At 56.4% G+C, this 17,665-nt stretch carries 17 protein-coding genes; 9 read left to right on the top strand and 8 right to left on the bottom strand.

Annotated features, from left to right (window positions below):
* Window positions 1-349: 349 nt before the first annotated feature.
* Together J2X72_RS16210 and trxB are read right to left on the bottom strand one after the other, a co-directional pair.
* The gene (locus tag J2X72_RS16210; protein ID WP_112530710.1) at window positions 350-1,246 is read right to left on the bottom strand and encodes a LysR family transcriptional regulator; all 897 of its coding nucleotides are present in this window, start codon (window positions 1,244-1,246) and stop codon (window positions 350-352) included.
* 60 nt (window positions 1,247-1,306) lie between these two features.
* Window positions 1,307-2,281 carry a thioredoxin-disulfide reductase gene (gene trxB, locus J2X72_RS16205; protein ID WP_210003075.1) on the bottom strand — a complete coding sequence of 325 codons (975 nt, stop codon included), beginning with the start codon at window positions 2,279-2,281 and terminating at the stop codon, window positions 1,307-1,309.
* Window positions 2,282-2,541: 260 nt separating this feature from the next.
* Here trxB and J2X72_RS16200 point away from each other — a divergent pair, with 260 nt between their 5' ends.
* On the top strand, window positions 2,542-3,012 hold the full coding sequence (locus tag J2X72_RS16200; RefSeq protein ID WP_210003076.1) for an Lrp/AsnC family transcriptional regulator: 471 nt from the start codon (window positions 2,542-2,544) through the stop codon (window positions 3,010-3,012).
* Here the strand turns inward: J2X72_RS16200 and J2X72_RS16195 are convergent.
* The 3 genes from J2X72_RS16195 to greA are packed head-to-tail and all read right to left on the bottom strand — an operon-like array spanning window position 3,009 to window position 5,274.
* Window positions 3,009-3,737 (bottom strand): glycosyltransferase family 25 protein, encoded by a 729-nt coding sequence (locus J2X72_RS16195; RefSeq protein WP_210003077.1) that lies wholly within the window; start codon window positions 3,735-3,737, stop codon window positions 3,009-3,011. The two genes, J2X72_RS16200 and J2X72_RS16195, sit on opposite strands and share 4 nt — an antisense overlap.
* Window positions 3,734-4,795: a glycosyltransferase family 4 protein gene (locus J2X72_RS16190; protein WP_310073453.1), complete on the bottom strand. Its 1,062-nt coding sequence runs from the start codon at window positions 4,793-4,795 to the stop codon at window positions 3,734-3,736. The genes J2X72_RS16195 and J2X72_RS16190 overlap by 4 nt, the downstream gene beginning before the upstream one ends.
* A gap of 5 nt (window positions 4,796-4,800) precedes the next feature.
* Entirely contained in the window at window positions 4,801-5,274 is a 474-nt protein-coding gene (gene greA, locus J2X72_RS16185; protein WP_210003079.1) for a transcription elongation factor GreA, read from the bottom strand.
* A gap of 291 nt (window positions 5,275-5,565) precedes the next feature.
* On the opposite strand from greA, the gene J2X72_RS16180 reads away from it, so the two are divergent.
* Together J2X72_RS16180 and J2X72_RS16175 are read left to right on the top strand one after the other, a co-directional pair.
* Window positions 5,566-6,702, top strand: a complete 1,137-nt coding sequence (locus J2X72_RS16180; RefSeq protein WP_310073451.1) for a PQQ-dependent sugar dehydrogenase — start codon at window positions 5,566-5,568, stop codon at window positions 6,700-6,702.
* A 77-nt stretch (window positions 6,703-6,779) separates the two neighbouring features.
* Window positions 6,780-7,673, top strand: coding sequence for a DMT family transporter (locus tag J2X72_RS16175; protein ID WP_310073449.1), 894 nt, complete (start codon window positions 6,780-6,782; stop codon window positions 7,671-7,673).
* A gap of 2 nt (window positions 7,674-7,675) precedes the next feature.
* Here the strand turns inward: J2X72_RS16175 and J2X72_RS16170 are convergent, their stop codons facing one another.
* Window positions 7,676-8,026 carry a DMT family protein gene (locus J2X72_RS16170; RefSeq protein ID WP_210003082.1) on the bottom strand — a complete coding sequence of 117 codons (351 nt, stop codon included), beginning with the start codon at window positions 8,024-8,026 and terminating at the stop codon, window positions 7,676-7,678.
* A gap of 194 nt (window positions 8,027-8,220) precedes the next feature.
* Between J2X72_RS16170 and J2X72_RS16165 the strand changes: the two genes are divergently transcribed.
* Window positions 8,221-9,210, top strand: a complete 990-nt coding sequence (locus J2X72_RS16165) for an extensin family protein (protein ID WP_210003083.1) — start codon at window positions 8,221-8,223, stop codon at window positions 9,208-9,210.
* Window positions 9,211-9,540: 330 nt separating this feature from the next.
* Here the strand turns inward: J2X72_RS16165 and J2X72_RS16160 are convergent, their stop codons facing one another.
* The gene (locus J2X72_RS16160; protein ID WP_310073445.1) at window positions 9,541-10,752 is read right to left on the bottom strand and encodes a low temperature requirement protein A; all 1,212 of its coding nucleotides are present in this window, start codon (window positions 10,750-10,752) and stop codon (window positions 9,541-9,543) included.
* 248 nt (window positions 10,753-11,000) lie between these two features.
* On the opposite strand from J2X72_RS16160, the gene J2X72_RS16155 reads away from it, so the two are divergent.
* Window positions 11,001-11,417 (top strand): VOC family protein, encoded by a 417-nt coding sequence (locus J2X72_RS16155; protein ID WP_310073443.1) that lies wholly within the window; start codon window positions 11,001-11,003, stop codon window positions 11,415-11,417.
* 168 nt (window positions 11,418-11,585) lie between these two features.
* On the opposite strand, the gene J2X72_RS16150 is transcribed toward J2X72_RS16155, so the two are convergent.
* Window positions 11,586-11,924, bottom strand: a complete 339-nt coding sequence (locus J2X72_RS16150) for an acyl-CoA thioesterase (protein ID WP_112530761.1) — start codon at window positions 11,922-11,924, stop codon at window positions 11,586-11,588.
* Window positions 11,925-12,140: 216 nt separating this feature from the next.
* On the opposite strand from J2X72_RS16150, the gene J2X72_RS16145 reads away from it, so the two are divergent.
* The 4 genes from J2X72_RS16145 (at window position 12,141) to uvrB (ending at window position 17,664) form a co-directional block, all read left to right on the top strand.
* A complete protein-coding gene (locus J2X72_RS16145; protein ID WP_310073441.1) occupies window positions 12,141-13,337 on the top strand; it encodes a mandelate racemase/muconate lactonizing enzyme family protein in 1,197 nt (398 codons plus the stop codon).
* A gap of 118 nt (window positions 13,338-13,455) precedes the next feature.
* Entirely contained in the window at window positions 13,456-13,713 is a 258-nt protein-coding gene (locus J2X72_RS16140) for a SemiSWEET family sugar transporter (protein WP_210003087.1), read from the top strand.
* A 362-nt stretch (window positions 13,714-14,075) separates the two neighbouring features.
* Window positions 14,076-14,747, top strand: a complete 672-nt coding sequence (locus J2X72_RS16135; protein ID WP_310073438.1) for an HNH endonuclease — start codon at window positions 14,076-14,078, stop codon at window positions 14,745-14,747.
* 103 nt (window positions 14,748-14,850) lie between these two features.
* Entirely contained in the window at window positions 14,851-17,664 is a 2,814-nt protein-coding gene (gene uvrB / locus J2X72_RS16130; RefSeq protein ID WP_310073436.1) for an excinuclease ABC subunit UvrB, read from the top strand.
* The last annotated feature ends 1 nt before the right edge of the window (window position 17,665 follow it).

Raw genomic sequence — 17,665 nt, 5'->3', positions numbered from 1 at the left:
ACGAGCGGACAGGTGAACCCAACATACCCCTGAAAAGAAAAGAGGCCGGACAATTGCCCGGCCTTAAGTTTTGAAGGTGCCGTTTCCGGCTATACCTCCAGAGGGGAACACTTGCGGGCGCGCAATGGGAGGAGGAGACGCACCGGCAAGTGATGTGGATATGAGCCCTTTGACGCCGTCTCGCAACATCCAATTGTGCATCGCACCCATGCGTTTGGTGCATACCGGCGAAATCAAGGGAGATGTTGGAATTACCAGTGTGGAATGTTGGTGACGCAGGCAAAATCATGCTGCAAAGCAGCACGAGATTGGAAAGAAAAACTTTTCGTAAAATCTAGAAAACGATTGTCTAATAGGACCATGTGCGCGCTTTCGAGAAAAGAAAATCTCGAAACACGTGCAATTTGGCGGCGTTTTTGATTCCTTCGGGATAGCAAAAAAACGTGTCGAAGGACGGCAATTCCATCTCCGGCAAGAGCCGCACCAGCGTCGAATCCTTTTCCACCATATAGTCGGGAAGCACGCCGATGCCGACGCCCTTTTGTATGGCGCGCTTGATCGACAGGAGGTTGTTGATCTGCAGGACAGCGGGTCTCAGATTGCCATCCGTCCGGCCAATGACCTCAAGCCAATTGAGATTGGTGAGATAGGACGGCGCAGGCTCACCGAAACTGACAATGCGATGCGTATCGATTTCCTCGATGCTTTCGATCTTGCCATATTTGGCTATATAGGCCGGTGAAGCATACACATGCATGTGCACGGTAAAAAGCCGCCGCTGGATCAGGTCCGGCTGCTGCGGCTGACGCAGGCGAATGGCGCAATCCGCGTGGCGCATCGTCAGGTCGAGTTCTTCATTGTCGAAAAGCAGCTGCAGCTGAACTTCCGGATAGAGCTCGATGAATTCCTGCACGCGCTCGATAAGCCAGCCCGAACCGAGGCCGACCGTTGTCGTCACACGCAATTTGCCCGACGGCCTGTCCTTGCTTTCAGTCAGGCGAGAGCGGACATTCTCCAGCTTCATCAGGACTTCATGGGCGGTGCGGTAAAGCACTTCGCCCTGCTCGGTCAGGATAAGACCGCGAGCATGGCGGTGGAACAGCGGAACGCCAACATCCTGCTCAAGCGCACTGACTTGCCGGGAAATAGCCGATTGCGACAGATGCAGGGTCTCGGCGGCATGGGTAAAGGACCCCGCCTCCGCTGCAGCATGAAATATTCGCAATTTGTCCCAATCAAGCGACATCGCGCAGTCTCTCCCCCATTCCGGCCACGTACATCGAGACCGGCTCTAAATTAGCGGCTGCTATTCGGCAGCTTGACGCACTGGTTCCTGCGCAGCCAGCCAACGCTCGGCTTCGAGAGCTGCCATGCAGCCCATGCCCGCAGCGGTGACCGCCTGACGATAGATGTCATCCGTAACGTCACCGGCTGCGAAGACACCCGGTACATCCGTTGCGGTAGAATCGGCTGCGGTCCAGAGATAGCCATTCGGCTTATGTTTGAGTTGCCCCTTGAAAAGCTCAACCGCCGGCGCATGACCAATGGCGACGAAAACGCCATGGGTTGCCAATTCCGTCGTCTCGCCCGTTTTCACATTCTTCAGGCGTATGCCCGACACCGATGCAGGCATCGGCGCCTGGGCTGCTGTTCCTGTAATTTCGTCTACGACGTTATCCCAGATAATTTTGACATTTTCCTTGGCGAACAGGCGGTCCTGCAGGATTTTTTCCGCGCGGAAGTGATCGCGGCGATGCACGATCGTGACCGATTTGGCAAGGTTTGCGAGATAAAGCGCTTCCTCGACAGCGGTATTGCCACCGCCAACGACCACAACATCCTTGTTGCGGTAGAAGAAGCCATCGCAGGTGGCGCAGGCAGAAACGCCAAATCCCATGAAGGTCTGCTCTGTTGGAATGCCAAGCCATTTGGCCTGTGCACCCGTCGCGATGATCAGCGCATCGCACGTATATTGCGTGCCACCGTCACCGACGAGGCGGAACGGTCTCACGGAAAGGTCAACTTCCGTGATGATGTCGTGGACGATCTCGGTGCCGACATGTTCGGCCTGGATGCGCATCTGCTCCATCATCCACGGGCCTTGCACCGTATCGGCATAGCCCGGATAATTTTCCACATCGGTCGTGATCATCAACTGGCCACCCTGCTGCAGGCCGGCGACGATGACGGGCTTCAGGTTTGCACGGGCCGCGTAGATCGCCGCTGTATAACCTGCGGGACCGGAACCGATGATAAGAACGGGCACATGGCGCTGTGACATGACTAGACCTTGAAGCAATATGTGTTCGACATACAAGAGATGGCACGACCACCATGCTCTTTCAATGACTATAAAGTAGTGGTTCAGCACCCTTTGTTGCAAGGTCTTCGCTCAACATAGACGGGTTAGCCACAGCTTGTGGCGGAAGAGCGGCGTTTCCGGGAGATTTGTGGAACCTGTTTGCAACCGCAACGGGAGGTGATTACACAGCATGGGGAATCGCCTATGGTGACCGCAATTCTCTTGGGACAGGATGGAATATGCCTTTGAAGGCGGACCTCGACGCGATCGACTGGAAAATCCTGAAACAATTGCAGGACAATGGCCGCATCACCAATGTGGAACTGGCAGAGCGTGTCGGCATATCGGCACCGCCGTGCCTGCGCCGTGTTCGCAAGCTCGAAGAGGCCGGCATCATCCAGGGTTACCGCGCGATCTTGAACGGCGCGATCCTCGGCCAGGATATCGTCGCATTCTGCATGATCCGCCTGCACCGCCAGTCTGATGCCGATCTGAAGAACTTCGCCGAAAAGACCAAGAATTGGACACTGGTGCGCCGCGCATGGATGGTTTCCGGCGAATCGGACTTCCTGCTGCATTGCGTCGCGAGTGATCTCGCCACGTTCCAGAATTTCGTCATCGAAGAATTGACTTCGACGCCCAACGTCGATTCCGTGCGCACATCCCTGACGATCCGTTCGGTCAAGAACGAACCACTGATGGTGCTTTAGCGGCCAAACCGGTTGTAGAGGTAAAGCGTCACACGATACCAGGGGCGCAGGATTTCCCGCTTCAGCCTGCCAGCAAAAGTCTTGTTCTTGCCCTGAACGACCGATCCGCCGAGATCGAAATCGATTTCGCGTATGGTGATTGGCCGCGCTGACAATACACGGACGGGATGCAGCCAGCGCATCTGGATCGTGGTATCGACAGGCCGGTCAAATCGTTCTGTTGCCGCAAGAAGCGCCATCGCCGCATCGCGCCCAACGAGTTGCATCTGCATCCCCAGCCCGGGAAGGTCCGGTTCCATGATACTGTTGGCGCCATCGCGTGCGATTTCACTCCCCGCCTCACCCCTCGGCCAGCGCGGAAAGCGGATGTAGTCTGCCGGCCGTAGCGTGTTGATCGCCAGCTGCAATTGTGCCGAGAAACCCGCATCCACCTCGACATCATCCTCGATGATGAGACCCGCATCGAGCTTGCGGTCGACAATTGCAGCCCAAGCTTTGCGATGCGAAAGAAAACAGGCGACCTCGGATTTCCGCAGCTCGAACGGGTAGTACGGACTGTGCAGCGAGCGGGCATAGACGGCGGCAATGTCACCCTCGCCCATGGCGAGCGCGTCCACCGCATCGACGATCTCCGCCTTCACCGGCAAGCGCTCGACCAATTCGCGGACATGCTCGCCGCGCTTTGTCGCGCGCTCAAGGTGGATGATAAAGGCCGTAACGGTCACGGCTGCGATCCGCCGGCAAAGATCTGCTCGTAGACTTCGCCAATACGGCCGGCCTCCTTCTGCAGTGGAAAGTTCTCGCGGACATGGGCAAGTGCCAGCTTCCCCGCCTCTTCACACATCGCCGGATCGGCGAGGTAAGGCGCAATCGCCTGTTGAAGGGCGTGCCCGTCACCCGCCGCAACCACCGTTCCCGTCGCGGGTTCGATCATCTCGGCATAGGCCCCGGCATCACTCGCAACCACCGCGGTCCGCGAGGCCATCGCCTCAAGCGGCGTCAGGCCGAAGCCCTCATTGCGGGATGGCGCAACGTAGAGGGTCATCCTGCGATACCAGAGGCGCACATCGGGAACCTCTCCCAGAAACAGGATGCGTTCGCCAAGCCCGGCTTTGGAAATCCTGTCGCGGAGTGCCTGTTCAAAGCCTTTGTATTCCGCGGTCGTGCGACCGGTCATAACCGCCGTCCATTGCGGGTGCTGAGGAAGCAAATTGATCATTGCATCGACGAAGAGATCTGTGCCTTTCGAAGGCCGGATCCGCCCCGAACAACCGACCAGAAATTGCCCCGGGAGGCCCGAGGCTGCGAACCTGTCCTGATCGTCCTCAGGCGGATGAAACAGTTCGGTATCTATACCGTGCATGATGACGGTGTGCGGCACCTTCAGGAAGCTTCCCGACTTGCCGCTTGTGGCGATCACGGCGTCCATTCGCCGGATCAGCCATTTGGTGAAAGGCTGGTGGTCCCGTTGGGCTGCCGAAGTGAACAACAGCTTCAATCTCATGCGCAACACATGGCGCATGAGGATACCGGCAATCATTTCATTGTTGCGGCGCGCGTGCCAGATACGAAATGGTCTCGTCCTCGGCTTGAACCAGAGCCCGGGGAGCGATGTCCAGCCAATGCTGGGCAGCTCCACCGGCAACCCAGGGCCCATGGTGACAATATTGAGGCCATTGGCCCGCTGCAGCGGGATGAGCTGAATGATCGTCGAAGTCACTCCGGAAAGCTTTCGCTTGAAATTCGGAGCGATCACTTCGACGCTGCTGAGGGGCTCCGGCACGAAGTCTAGAGAAACCTGAAGCCGATGATTTCGTAAGACCGGGCACCGCCGGGTGCATTGACTTCGATGGTCTCGCCTTCGCTCTTGCCGATCAGCGCGCGTGCGATGGGCGAGGAAATGGAGATGCGGCCGGCCTTTGGATCAGCTTCCTGATCGCCGACGATCTGATACACCTTTTTCTCTTCGGTATCCTCATCGATCAGCTGGATCGTGGCGCCAAATTTGATCTTGTCGCCCGACAGCTTGGAAATATCGATGATTTCGGCGCGTGCCGTATAATCCTCAAGCTCGCCGATCCGGCCTTCATTGTGGCTCTGGGCTTCCTTGGCGGCGTGATATTCGGCATTTTCCGAAAGGTCGCCATGGGCGCGCGCTTCCGAGATGGCCGCAATAATACGTGGACGTTCTTCCTGCTGGCGCCAGCGCAGCTCCTCCTTGAGCTTGTCGAATCCAGCCTGAGTCATCGGGACCTTTTCCATGCCCTCTCCTTTCGTAGTCAATGTCGAACGGCAATCGATCGATGCCCCTCGACACAAAAAGAAAACGGTCACCGAAGCTCAAGACTTCGGAACCGTTCAGTCATTCGTCCCCTTAATATAGCACCGATTCCGGCGAATTCACGTAGAAAGTGGAAAATGTCGCACGTCGGGAATTTGCGCAGCCAAATCAATCTAGCAGACGCGGCAATTCACATCACTGTGAGACGACCGGATTGGCGAATTATGCACAAAATGCGTTCAACTATCGAACGACGAAGAGGATCGCCGTCAATGAAACAAGGACAGAGGATTGCTGCTGCGGGCCTGTTTGCGGTCGTGATATCGTTGCCCCTGGCTGCTTTCGCCAAGGATTTCAAGACTGAAACGGTGACGCTCTCTGCCGAGACGATTGCGGATGGTCTTGATCATCCGTGGGGCCTCGCCTTCCTGCCTGACGGCGCGTTCCTCGTGACGGAGCGCGGCGGGACTATGCGCATCGTCAAGGACGGTAAGGTGTCCAAGCCCGTGGCCAACGTTCCGAAGGTCGTCGTCAAGGGTGAAGGTGGCCTGCTCGATGTCGCCCTTGCGCCGGACTTTGCCAAAAGTGGAAACATCTATTTCAGCTACACCGAACCCCGCCAGAATGGCACGGGCACGGTGATGGCGCGCGCGCGTCTCGTTCGCAATGAAGAGGGGGCCGAACTCGAAAATGTCTCGGTTCTGCTATCGGTAAAGCAAAGCACCAGCGGATCGGCGCATTTTGGCTCGCGTATTCTTGTTGCACCCGATGGCACGCTTTTCGTTACGATCGGTGATCAAGGCACAATGAATCGCTCGCAGGATTTCAGGGATGAGGCGGGCTCCCTACTCCGCGTCAATGCGGACGGCACCATTCCGGCCGACAATCCATTCGCCGACGGCAAAAAAGGCCTGCCGCAAATCTGGTCCAAGGGTCACCGTAATCCACAAGGGGCAGTATGGGATCCGGTCACGAATTCATTGATGACTGTGGAGCATGGTGCCAGGGGCGGCGATGAAGTCAATCGGCCTCAGGCCGGCAAGAACTATGGCTGGCCGGTGATAACCTATGGCGTGGACTACTCCGGTGCGAAAATCGGCGTCGGAACCCATGCGAAGGGCTATGAGCAGCCGCTGTATTATTGGGATCCATCGATCGCTCCCTCCGGGCTGGCGGTATATGAGGGATCGATGTTCCCCGAGTGGAAGGGTGACCTTCTCGTAGGTGCCCTCAAGTTCGAGATGCTCGTTCGCCTCGACCGCGACGAGAAAGGCGCCATCAAGGGTGAGGAGCGGATGCTGAAGGGCGAGTTTGGCCGCGTCCGCGATGTGCGGGTGGCGCCCGATGGCTCGATCTACCTTCTCACTGATGAAGGCGATGGGAAAATCATACGGCTGACACGCGCATAACGTTTGTAGCACCCTTGCCGCCATGAACTGCAATTGCTAGATGCGGATCTTTGACCGCCCCATTTCGCAGGATTCTCATGACGCATGGACGTGCCAATACTTTGCTTCTTTTCGCCGGAGCGATCTGGGGCTTTGGCTTCGTCGCCCAATCGAGCGCAATGGGCAGCGTCGGGCCGTTCATGTTTGTCACGCTGCGTTTTTTCCTCGCCGCCCTGACCATCACGCCGCTGGCCGTTCGCGAGGCGAAGGCTGCCCCGGCAAAACTGACGCGCGATGATTATTACGGTTTCTTTTTCATCGGTGTCCTGCTGTTTTCCGGAGCTGCGCTGCAGCAGGTCGGCATGCAGACAACATCCGTCACCAATGCTGGCTTTCTGACGGGTCTGTATGTGGTCATGGTGCCGTTTCTCGGAGTCATTCTGTTTTGGCAGTGGCCTCATCCGGTTGTCTGGCCCTGCGCGTTGACGGCGGTTGCCGGCATCTATCTGTTGTCCGGAGGACATCTCCAAGGGCTGACGGTCGGAGATTTGCTCATCGTGGCCTGCGCCGTATTCTGGGCATTGCAAATCATTTTTATCAATCGGATCGGCATGAAAAGCGGTAGGCCGATCATGTTGTCGTTGGTACAGTTCATGGTCTGCGGCTTGCTTGGCCTCGTCGCGACATTATCAACCGAGCGCACCGAACTTTTCTCGATCCTGGCAGCCGCGCCGGAGATCCTCTTTGCCGGCGTGATCTCATCCGGCATCGGTTTCACGCTTCAGGCGGTTGGACAGCGTTTCACCACCGCTCCGCAGGCAGCAATCATGCTGTCTTCCGAAGCGCTTTTTGCTGCGCTTTTCGGCGCAATATTGTTGGGTGAGCGCATGTCGCTTCAGGGTGTAGCGGGTTGCGCCCTCATCTTCTTCGCAATGATCGCCGTCGAACTGATCCCTGCTGTGCGCAAGCGGGCCGGGGTCAGCACCCAATAATCTCAAGCCTTGAAGATCAGGGTTGCGCCGCCGGCTATCAGCACAAAACCGGCTACGTGCTGCCAGGTGAACGATTCCTTCAGGTAAAATACTGAAAACAGGCTGAACACGACCAGCGTGATGACTTCCTGCATCGTTTTCAGCTCGGCTGTCGTATAAACCGTGTGGCCGATGCGGTTGGCAGGAATGGCCAGCCAATATTCCATCAGCGCAATACCCCAGCTGATGAAAACCACCAGCGTGAGCGGCGCCATCGGATATTTCAAATGGCCATACCAAGCGAAAGTCATGAATACATTCGACGCCGCAAGCAGCAAAATCGGGATAACGTAGGGTGAGAACAGAGATGTCATGAGTGGATTTCCGGGAGGGAACGGGAAGGAAGAATAGTTGCCGCGGTGATTGCAGCAAAATCAAGCCGGGATCAACCGGGTCCCGGTCACATTTTCGACGCAGGCCTTAAGAGGGGCGCTGACCTTTCCTTTACAATTTGCCTCTATTTTTAGCTGCATCCGCCTGCGTAACGGGGCAAAGGGGATGTGGTGACATGAGTATTGCGTTGTCGTCCGCCGTGCGTTTTAGGCACCTTTCGATCATGCTTGTCCTTTTCACGTCGACGGTGCTGAGCAGTTGCGGCATGGGTGATGTAAGGCGACCCATGGCGGATGTTGGCAGCGGGGACACGTCAGTTGCCAGCCAATCGCTTGCGAGCGAAGAAAGTATGCAGGCCACCGCCGAGGAGCCCCAGCCGCAACCGGTCCCGCAGTCCGACAATATTGCCGCACAGCAGCCCGAAGTCCTGTCCGTACCGGACGTCCAACCGCCGCAGGATAGAATCGTCGTGCCGGACGCCCCGCAAGTCGCAGAGCCGAAGCCCTACTCACTGCCGGAATCCGAACCGGCTTCTGACGACGCCGAAAGCTACGGCTATGCGGGCGGTATAAGAGATCCCATTGCGCGCAGCGAAAGTGCGCTCGCCATGTCTGGCAGTGACATTGCCTGTCGTACCCAGCTTAAACAGCTTGGCGTTGTGTTTCAGGAGCGGGAACCCATCAATGACGGAGGCGTCTGCAAGATCGACCACCCGCTGACAGTCAGCGGATTTGCCAGCGGACGCATCAGGCTCAAGCCGAGTGCCACGCTGAATTGCCAGATGACACTTGCTTTCGCACGTTGGGTCAAAGGCGATCTCGCACCCTCAACGCGCCTGCGGTATCTTTCCGGTATCAACACGATTCATCAGGCATCGAGCTATTCCTGCCGCACCATGAGCAACCAGCGCGGGAGAAGCATGTCGGAACATTCCAAGGGTAACGCGCTCGACATTTCGAAGATCACGCTCAACAATGGCAAGGATATCCAGGTGCAAAAACCCGGCTGGTTCTCATTCCGCCAGCGCGGACTGCTGAACACGGTACGCTCGGATGCCTGCGACTACTTCTCGACGGTTCTTGGTCCCGGCTATGACAGGTTTCATCGCACGCATTTCCATTTCGATCTGATGCAACGCCGGAGCGGACATCGCGCCTGCCGCTAGTGGTCCATTGAACTCTTGCACAATTGTACAGTGCGTGGTTCGACAAGCTCACCATGAGGGAGGTTGAGGATCGCAACGATAGTCGCCAACGTGGCATCTCTCGGCTCCCTGCAATCAACCCACCTCCCTCATGGTGAGCTTGTCGAACCACGCACAGCACCTTCCTGAGGTCGTAAATCCACATCTGATGAAAATCGCCTATCTTGCGGGCACTGATCCGGCTGCAAGCTGCAGTTTCGAACCGCTCAGCCGGAAGAAAGACCTGCGCCCCGCATTTCTCCCCGCATCTTCTTGCCGTTTCAGGCGCCATCAGATTTATGCGTTTACGAGCTAGTGATGAACGGGGCTGTCAGCCTCCACCTGGCCATAATACTCCCAGACCGTGACGATGATCAGAATGCCGGTGGTGAGGGAGCCAAGTACCAAGGGCGATAACCCGCCGGCAACGAACGCAAGCATTGCGCACAGTCCCAGGCCGATCATATGAGACAGTGGCGGTCTTCCCGCGATATAGAACTTGAACAGCAGATTCCCGACCAGATAAAGCGCCGTACCACCAATTGACGTCCAGATCGTCGCGGCGTCCGAATGACCCGTCGGATGCGCGAGGATAAGCTCATCCGATACGGCAACGACGATGATACCAGCCACAAGCAGAACGTGAACATAGGTGTAGGCCATCCGGGCGATCTTGCCGGGATCGTCGGTCGACGCGATCTTGTGATGGCCGGCCGATTGGCCCACATTGAAATAGACCAGCCACATGGCAACAGATGCAACGAAGGTCGTCAGAAATGCCGAAAAGGAGATGAAATTCCATTCCTGATCGGCGAAAGTCGCGCCCGAAACGAGGATGGATTCTCCAAGAGCGATAATGACGAACAGCGCAGCCCGCTCCGCCATGTACTCGCCATCGACATCCCACTCTCCTGTCGACGAGGCCCCAAGGCGGAATGTCCAGAAACCAAGGGCTGGTCCCACCACTTCTATTCCCAGAGCTACTGCCCAAAAGACAAGCCGATATTCCGGTTCGGCGAAACCACCGGCAATCCAGAATAGGCCCGACACGGCGAGCCAGATCGTGATCCGCAGGTAATTGCGGTAATTTGCCCGATTGTGGTGCCGGAGCACCCAAACCATGAAAATCGACCGGCCAAACTGCATGAAGACGAAAGCGCTGGCGAAGACCAATCCGCGGGCTCCGAAGGCAGTGGGGATCGACGTCGAAAGGACAAGCCCGGCCAGCATCAGCACGAACAACATAGAGCGCACCGGCGGTGTTGCCGGATCGAGCCAATTGGTGCACCACGTCGTATAGACCCAGACCCACCAGACCGCCAAAAGGAGCAGCGCGCTTTCGACGAGTCCCTTGGGGCTGAGATCATGCAGCAGCAAGTGCGAGATCTGCGTGATGGCGAAGACGAATACGAGATCGAAAAACAGTTCGACGAAGTCGACTTTCGCGCTGTTTGCATCGCCGCGCTTGCGGGAGTAGTCTTTAATTGCCCCGAAAAAAGCCACGTTTTTGCCCCAATTTTTCATACGCTTTTTGCTCAAAATGGAATGCTTTTTACCGAAAATGAAATATTTTTTTCCCGAAACCGCGCAGGATTTGCTCGCCACTTAATCGTATCAGAACGAATCTGTCACTCGGTAAATTGATGGGACATCACGTGAATACGTTCTCAGGTGAGAACTTATTCCTATTCTCTCTCCTGACAAATGGGCCTTGCCAATATCTTTTGTGTCCCTGTTTAATGCGGTGACACACAAATTACAGGATGAAGAAAATGGCTTTCATGGACCGCTATCCGATTATCGTCACGCCGCGAAAGGAAGCCTGCCGCGATTTCTGGATTCGGCACCTTGGCTTCGTCAGTGGGTTCGATAGCACCTGGTTCTGCTTGCTGTTGGCGGAAGATCAGTCCGCATCCATCGCGTTCATGACCCCCGATCACCCCTCCGCACCGCCGGGTTCCGAGAGCTTCAGCGGGACGGGCATGTGCTTTGAATTGCAGGTAGAGGATGCCGGAGCAACGTTTGAAAAGATGAATGCCACAGGCCTGAAAATCGAATATCCGTTGACGGACGAGCCGTTCGGGCAACGCCGGTTCGGATTTCATGATCCCGCCGGCCTGTGGGTCGACGTGGTCGAACAGATCGAATCAGAAGCCGGTTTCTGGGACAAATATTTGATCGGCGGCTAGGGTCAGGACCTGTCAATATGATCGAAATGGCGCCTGAAACGGCAAGAAGATGCGAGGAGAAGCGTGAAGGACGGGGTCTTTCCCCCGGCCGAACGATTCGACACTGCAGCTTGCGGCGGTTTCGGCGTCCGGAGTATCCTTTTCGCCCGGCTACTTTGTCGCAAAGGCCTATCGCTCGCCGGGGACTGGCGTCGGGTTACCCTCCTTGTCGAGGGCAACCATCACGAAATCGGCGTGAGTAACGCGTTCCATCAGATCCGAGAGGTAGCGCTGTGCCCAGGCCTCGACCTTCAACGTAATCGACGTGCGTCCGACGCGGTCTATATGTGTATAGACGCACAATGTGTCTCCGATCTTTACCGGTTTTGCGAAGGCCATTTCCTTGACCGCAGCGGTAACCACCCTGCCCCTCGCGCGTTCAGCAGCCCTGATACCGCAGGACAAATCCATCTGTGCCATGACCCAGCCGCCAAAAATGTCCCCCGCTGCGTTCGCATCGGCCGGCATCGCCAATGTACGGAGCGTCAATTCGCCGATAGGTTTGGTTTGTTCGCTCAACTGCTGCCTCCATCGTGATTTGCTTGCATGATGCTTTGCACCGGCAGATTTGAAAAGGGGCCGATGCAAGAACTGTCGGAAACCCGACAGTGCGGGTCGCTGCGTGGTTTCGGTATGACGTGGAGTGTGGCCTAGTCTCATCGATGTCGAGCATCCGGAGGGATCATGAAAATCACAGATGTCAAAACCTTCGTGGTTGGCAATCCGCCGCCTTCTTTCGGTGGCACATGGTTTCTCTTCGTCAAGCTCACCACGGATTCAGGTGTAGTGGGCTATGGCGAGGCTTACAATTCGACCATCAGCCCGCAAGTCATGCGGAAGGTCGTAGAAGACGTAGCCGAGCGCTGGCTCATCGGCGAGGATCCTCACCATATCGAGCGGTTCTTTCGCCGCGCCTATTCCAGCGGCTTCACCCAGCGCCCCGATGTGACGATCATGGGCGCGGTGTCGGCGCTTGAAATGGCCTGCTGGGATATCATCGGCAAGGAAGCCGACAAGCCGGTGTACGAACTGCTGGGTGGCAAGGTGCATGAACGGCTGCGCAGCTACACCTACATCTATCCCAAGGCGGAACTGGGTGAGACTTCGGCCATTTATTGGGACGCCGAAGCCTCCGCCGAGCGGGCGGCAGAATATGTCGCGCAAGGCTATACGGCGGTGAAGTTCGATCCGGTCGCCCCTTATACGTCGTTCGACCCGCGTCAACTGTTGCTGGAACAGCTTGATCTCGGTGAAAAATTCGCGCGGCTGGTTCGTGAAGCCGTCGGTTCCAAGGCTGATCTTTTATTCGGAACTCACGGTCAGATGACTCCAAGCAGCGCTGTCCGGCTGGCAAAACGCCTGGAACCGTACGATCCTCTATGGCTGGAAGAGCCAGTACCGCCGGACATGCCGGAAAATATGGGCTATGTGCAAAAGCATACGTCGATCCCGATTGCTTCCGGTGAGCGCCTGACAACGAAGTATGAGTTTCAGCGTCTGCTGGTAAACCAGGCTGCTAACATCCTGCAAATGAATCTTGGCCGCGTCGGCGGCATACTGGAAGCAAAGAAAATCGCCGGGATGGCAGAAACCTTCCATGCCCAGATCGCGCCGCACCTCTATTGCGGCCCGATCGTGGGTGCTGCCAACATCCAGATATCAACCTGCAGCCCCAACTTTCTGATTCTCGAATGTATCCAGGCATTCGGCGGCTTCCACGCCGATATTCTGAAGAAGCCGATTCAATGGGAAGACGGATATGTCGTTCCGTCGTCGGAACCAGGACTCGGCGTGGAGCTGGACGAAAAGGTGGCGGCAGCCCATGCCTATGATGGCCACGAACTGCATCTCAACATGGGGCGCGATCCGTTGATTGTATGATCGGGTGTGCGGCTCGAATATTTGTGTGAAGCGATCGCGTCGGAACATGATTCCGCTATATTTCTCAGGCGAATATCGCCAATTATAATCTAGATTCATTCCTCTGAAAGTTTCACCCGTGCCAATCTACATCGAGCTTGTTGGTAGCCTCGCTGCCGCGATTACAACACTGTGCTGGATTCCCCAGATCATCAAGATTGTCCGGCACCGCCAGACGGACAGCATTTCTCTCGTCACCAACGTTTCTCTCGCCCTCGGCGTTCTGCTCTGGCTGTTTTACGGAGTGATGATCAGTTCCTGGCCGGTCATGGCAGCAAATGGTGTCACCCTCTTGCTTATTCTCACAATTCTCGGGCTGAAGCTCCGTTACGGCTAAGAAGTTGCCATTTCAGATTGAACAAGCCGGGAAAAATACAATTTCGAGTGCGTTTCGCTTCATTGGGGATAGCGTCATGTTGAGACAAGTCTCAGTTTCGACAGGTAAGTCTCGGCCGAATGCATGCGATATTTCAAATCAAGTTGACACACGAAGAAGCTGCCCCCGGAGGCCACGACCGGCGCTATCGTTTCCGGGACAAATATCTCAAGATTGTTCGCGACGCGCTGGAGGACTGGATCATATACTACCAGCCAGCACCTCGCGCAGGTAGGCGCGTTTTGGGGTCGACGGGATATTTTGCGACCGCGCGCGTCACCTCCGTGCACCCTTTGGCAGGTCGCCCCGGATATTCCGAAGCGTTGCTTGAACAATATCTGGAACTTGAAGAGACGGTGCCATTTAGCGTTCCCGATTTTCAGCTCAACAAAAAATTCTATTTCGAAAAGAGCATGTTGCAGTCCGATGGCAGGATGAATTCGCATACGATTCAGCAGCAGGTTCGCGCCCTCTCCAACGAAGAATATAGAAAAATCGAGAGAACTGGTTTCAGAAGGAACTGGGACGAATACGAAGAGCGGCTAGCGATAGCGCCTGCATACGGTTTCGCCGAAGACCCGCCGGAATCCGTCGAGCGTGACCGCATACTGACATCCCGCACCTTCCGTGACCGCGTATTTCGGCAGCTTGTTGGCCAGGCCTACAATATGAGATGCGCGATGACGGGCATATCGATGCTGGCGCCTGACGGCAGTTGTGAGATCGAATGCGCTCACATCCGTCCGGTCAAACATTCCGGCCCAGACTCCATCAACAACGGCATTGCACTTCTCCAATCGGTTCACTGGATGTTCGATAATGGGCTGATCTCCATAGGCCCTGACTACGAGATTCTGAAGTCGTCCCGCTGCAATGAGCCTAAAATCGGCGGACTGATCAACCAATCAGGAAAAATTACTCTCCCAAAAAATAGCAGCCATTTTCCCCATCCGGAATTTCTGCGCTACCATCGCGAGCATATATTCCTCCCATAGATCGGCAGTGCTCATGACAGCCTGCTGTCAGGAGAAATATGGAAAATCCAGTTTTCATCACCCGGGTCTTTCCATTTTGCCGAACTCACACCATATTCAACCCATGGTTAAATCTCCCGACAGATATAACGCCGACGGTTTCGGCGAAGCGCCCCAACCTGAGCTGGAAGGCACTCCGTTTTCCGGATCCGTCGGCGATTGGGCAAAGCAGATCACCGATGAGACCGAGAAAGCTCCGCCGAAGCCAGTCAAGGCAAAAAAGCGGGCAAGCAAAGAGTCCAGCGCGTCGCGTACGTCTCGTGGGACGTCGATCGGTGGATCGACCGATCCCAAGACGCGCGCTGCTGCGGGCCTCAACCCCGTGGCCGGACTGGACATCAATCTGGAAGACGCAGCCGACATCATGCCTGGAGGCGCAACGGCTACCGTCGCTGCTTTATCCGCCCTGATTGAAAGCGGCAATCCGCTTTTCAAAAATGGTACCGCGTGGCAACCGCACCGCCCAGCCAGGCCGGATAAATCCGAAGGTGGCATCGCCATTCGGATGGAAACGGAATTCGAGCCGTCCGGAGATCAGCCGACCGCTATCAGGGATCTGGTTTCCGGCGTCAGGGACTCTGATCAGACCCAGGTTTTGCTTGGCGTCACTGGGTCCGGCAAGACCTTCACCATGGCGAAAGTCATTGAGGAAACACAACGTCCCGCTTTGATCTTGGCTCCCAACAAGACCTTGGCCGCCCAGCTCTACGGCGAGTTCAAATCGTTCTTTCCGAACAATGCGGTGGAGTACTTCGTTTCCTATTACGACTACTACCAGCCGGAAGCCTATGTGCCGCGCTCCGACACCTATATCGAGAAGGAATCCTCGATCAATGAGCAGATCGACCGGATGCGCCACTCCGCTACCCGATCGCTGCTTGAGCGCGATGATGTGATCATCGTCGCCTCGGTGTCGTGCATATACGGTATCGGTTCGGTCGAAACCTATACGGCGATGACCTTCGAAATGAAGATCGGAGACCGACTGGACCAGCGAGCGCTGCTCGCCGATCTTGTCGCGCAGCAGTATAAACGGCGCGACATAGATTTTACTCGAGGTTCGTTCCGGGTGCGCGGTGATACGATCGAACTTTTTCCTGCCCACTTGGAGGACCGCGCTTGGCGCATTTCCATGTTCGGCGACGAGATCGAGGCGATTACCGAGTTCGATCCGCTGACGGGCCAGAAGACCGGCGACCTGCGTTCGGTCAAGATTTACGCGAACTCGCACTATGTGACGCCGCGCCCGACGCTTAATCAGGCGATAAAATCAATCAAGGAAGAACTCAAACTCCGTCTCGTGGAGTTGAACGCCGCTGGCCGACTACTCGAAGCGCAACGGCTTGAGCAACGGTGTACTTTTGACGTGGAAATGTTGGAGGCGACCGGCTCCTGCGCCGGCATTGAAAACTATTCGCGCTACCTGACCGGTCGCAAGCCTGGCGAGCCGCCGCCCACTCTGTTCGAGTATATTCCTGACAATGCCTTGGTTTTCATCGATGAGAGCCATGTAACGGTTCCGCAGATTGGTGCGATGTATAAGGGCGATTTTCGGCGCAAGGCAACGCTGGCCGAGTACGGCTTCCGCCTGCCCTCTTGCATGGACAATCGCCCGCTGCGGTTTGAGGAATGGGACGCGATGCGTCCCCAGACCATTGCGGTTTCGGCGACCCCCAGCAAATGGGAAATGGAAGAATCCGGCGGCGTCTTCGCCGAGCAGGTCATTCGCCCAACCGGCCTCATAGACCCCCCGGTCGAGGTCCGTCCCGCAAAATCCCAGGTCGACGATGTTCTTGGAGAAATTCGTGAAACGACAGCGAAGGGCTACCGTACGCTTGTGACGGTCCTCACCAAGCGCATGGCCGAAGATCTGACGGAGTATCTGCACGAACAGGGCGTCCGCGTCCGCTATATGCACTCCGACATCGACACGCTGGAGCGTATCGAGATTTTGCGCGACTTGCGCCTTGGGGCATTTGACGTGCTCGTGGGCATCAACCTTTTGCGTGAAGGTCTCGATATCCCAGAATGCGGCTTTGTCGCCATTCTCGATGCGGACAAGGAAGGCTTTTTGCGCTCGGAAACCTCATTGATCCAGACGATTGGGCGTGCCGCGCGTAATATCGACGGCAAGGTCATTCTCTATGCCGATCAGGTCACCGGTTCGATGGAACGGGCGATGGCGGAAACCAATCGCCGCCGCGAGAAGCAGGAAGCCTATAACACCGAGCACGGCATTACCCCTGCCAGCATCAAGAAAAATATCGGCGACATTCTCAACAGCGTCTACGAGCGTGACCACGTTCGCGCCGATATTTCCGATTTCACCGACTCCGGCGCGATGATGGGTAACAACCTGAAGGCTCATCTCGAACATCTGATGAAGCAGATGCGCGATGCCGCCGACGACCTTGATTTCGAAGTCGCTGCGCGCCTGCGTGACGAGATCAAGCGTCTGCGCGAGATGGAGTTGGCAATTTCGGACGATCCAATGGCACGGGAGGTCGAGATGGAAAGCCCGGTCACCGGTCGCACCAAGGGCAGGCACAATGCCGGTCGTACGATGCACCGTGTGGTTACGGACGAGGGCGACAAGAATTCGCGGCTGTTCCGCAAACCGCACCTCGACGAAATGGGCGGAGACACGACCCGTCCCCTCGCGCCCGGCGTCTTCCGCAAGAATTCGCTGGATGAGATGACCGTTGGGCGTACTGAGAAGCCGGTTATCGGCAATGTTCCTGAAAAGCCTGCCTTTACTGGTACGAACCGCAATGACCAGAAGATTATTCGCCGCGAGCGAACAGGTGCTGGTTCATACGAGGACGCTAACGATCGTAAGAAGCGGCGTCCGGGAAAGACCGGACGTCCAGGACGTTAAC

It is taken from the genome of Phyllobacterium sp. 1468, from assembly GCF_031455525.1.
Classification (GTDB): domain Bacteria; phylum Pseudomonadota; class Alphaproteobacteria; order Rhizobiales; family Rhizobiaceae; genus Phyllobacterium.
The sequence above is the reverse complement of the archived record's forward strand: the minus strand, read 5'-3'. Positions and strand labels throughout refer to the sequence as shown.